The organism is uncultured Veillonella sp. (assembly GCF_963534045.1).
In the GTDB taxonomy this organism is placed as follows: domain Bacteria; phylum Bacillota; class Negativicutes; order Veillonellales; family Veillonellaceae; genus Veillonella.
In genome coordinates this window covers 1-2,709 of record NZ_CAUSQT010000098.1, presented here as the reverse complement: position 1 = coordinate 2,709, position 2,709 = coordinate 1, and the positions used below count along the sequence as shown (strand labels likewise).

The 2,709-nt window shown below is 41.6% G+C and carries 2 protein-coding genes; both read left to right on the top strand.

The window, feature by feature from the left end; translation table 11 throughout:
* On the top strand, positions 1–1,862 hold a 1,862-nt coding region (locus tag RYP29_RS08805; protein WP_311533189.1), incomplete at its 5' end, for a penicillin-binding transpeptidase domain-containing protein.
* A 135-nt stretch (positions 1,863–1,997) separates the two neighbouring features.
* Positions 1,998–2,709 (top strand): bifunctional 5,10-methylenetetrahydrofolate dehydrogenase/5,10-methenyltetrahydrofolate cyclohydrolase (locus RYP29_RS08800; RefSeq protein ID WP_311533187.1); only part of this gene is annotated, 712 nt, incomplete at its 3' end.

Here is a 2,709-nt window from a genome sequence, read left to right as displayed (position 1 = left end):
TCTTTTTACAAATAATAGATAAGTCTGATTTGCAGGCGAAGAACTTGAGCCAAGTGCAAGTGGATAGAAAATTACAATCTCCGCGCGGTACGATTTATGACCGCAATGGAAGACCACTGGCTATGAGTGTGGTTACAAAATCCCTATATGCGGATCCTAAGATGATTAAGCAATCGCCTAGTGAAGTTGCTGAACTTATAGCGCCATATGTGACGATGTCAAAAGAGGACATTGTGAAATCATTACAAGAGGATACTGCGTTCGTATGGATTGACCGTATGATGGAACCAGAAAAGTCGAAAGCGGTAGCCCAATTGATTGAGGATAAAAATTTAGAAGGTCTTAATTTTGTAGAAGAGTCTAAACGATATTATCCTAATGGTAATTTGGCCGCACAAGTGCTCGGCTTTGTCGGTACCGATGATAAAGGCCTTGATGGTCTTGAAATGGTGTTAGATGATGAATTGAAGGGCGGTATCCAAAAGGAACTAGTTGCAACAGATAGAAAAGGGAATGCCATCTTTGGTTCCGTACTATCTAAATTTTTACCAGATAAGGGTAAAAGCGTAACCTTAACCATCGATGCAACAATTCAATTTATTGCAGAACGCGCTCTTGATAAGGCGATGGTTGATACAGGAGCTAAGCATGCCAGCGTTATCGTTATGGATCCAAAGAACGGTGAAATATTAGCGATGGCCAATCGTCCAAGTTACGATCCTAATAACTACAACCAAAGTGGTGAAGAGGCTTTCAAAAATATTGCGGTTACCAATTTATATGAACCAGGTTCTACATTCAAACCTATCATTGCATCTGCAGCTCTTGCAGCAGGCAAATGGAAGTTAGACACTGTGTATAACGATAAAGGGGCCTTCGCTGCCAATGGACATATCATTAGAAACTGGGATGGTGAGGGATATGGTCCTGTTCGTTTGCTAGATATTTTGAAGTACTCTCTTAATACTGGTATGGCTGAAATTGGTACATTAACAGGGGCAGATATTCTCTCGAAATATGTACGTGATTATGGCTTTGGTTCTGAAACAGGTATTGAATTGCCTGGTGAAGGAGCAGGTATTTTGTATAATCCAGAGGATATGAGTAAGCTAGACGTTGCGACTATGTCTATTGGTCAAGGTATTGCGGTTACACCATTACAAATGGTTCGCGCTTTTGGTGCCCTTGCTAATGGCGGTGCTATGATGAAACCGCATATTATCAAGTCCTATAGTAATTCTCAAGGGGATGTGACAAGTACGACAGAAACATCTGTTGTAGGCCAACCAGTTCCTGCGGAAACTGTTAAAACCATCGTAGATATTCTAGAAAAAGAAGTATCTGAAGGTGGCGGTACAAAAGCGATGGTAGAAGGCTATCACTTTGCTGGTAAAACTGGTACGGCGCAAAAACTAGATACAAAACATGGTGGCTATTTAGATGGTCAATATATTGTATCCTTTATTGGCTTTGGCCCTGTAGAGGATCCAAAATTTGTAGTTCTTGTCGTTATTGATGACCCACAAAAGGGTTCTCTTTATGGTAGTCAACTTGCAGCCCCTGTATTTAAGGACATCGTATCTCAATTAGTGCGGTATTACCAAATGTCACCTTCCGTTAAGGATGGCGCTACTGTAGCGGCTGTACCAGCGGCCAAACTTCCAGCAGTAAAACCTAATGGTGATGGCAATGTAGTATTGCCAGACTTTAGAGGCTATACATTTGGAGAGGTACGTGATTGGTTGCATACTGCGGGTTTATACTTTAAACCAGATGGTACTGGCAAGGCGATTTCACAAGAACAATTACCGGGAACCGTAGTATCTCCTGGTACACCTATTGTGGTTCAATTTAGTCATTAGTCGCAGGATAGGTAACTGCAACTATAGACAAAACGTTATATAATAGAATAAGAGAAAACTAAAGGTGCCTCTATAGGCACCTTTTTACATGAATTTATATGAGGTTTATCCTTGAGATAATGAATGGAGATATACATGATAGAATTACGTGGTAAAGCTGTGGCTGATGCACATAAAGAGATTTTACAAGAGAAGATGACCGGTCTAGAGTCCGGTACAATTACAATGGCTGTATTGCTCGTTGGTGATGATCATGGCGCTAACATGTACGCGGATTTCATGGAGAAAACGGCCAAAAATTTTGGATATGGTTTCGTGCGTAAGCAACTACCAAGTACAGCTACGCATCAAGAGGTATACGATGCATTGATGGCTTTGAATAATGATGATGCGGTGCATGGCATATTGCCACTCATGCCGATGCCAAAACAAATTGATACGGAGCAATTAATCGATGCATTGAATCCTAAGAAGGACATCGATGGTCTTACTACCTATAACATCGGTCTTGTTACAGCTGGTAAAGGTGGTTTTGCACCTTGTACTGCGAAGGCATGCCTAGCAATCTTGGATCATTATGGTATTCCTTTAGAAGGTAAACATGTGGTCGTTGTTGGTCGTAGCCAAGTGATTGGCAAACCGGTAGCGTTGATGGTGCTTGAACGTCATGCTACGGTTTCTATTTGCCATTCTCGTACAGCTGATTTAGCAAACCATGTACAACAAGCTGATATCGTGATTGCTGCTGCGGGCCGAGCACATATGATTACAGCCGACATGGTGAAAACTGGTGCTGTTGTTATCGATGTAGGCATTAATGAATTAGACGGAAAAACAGTAGGGGATG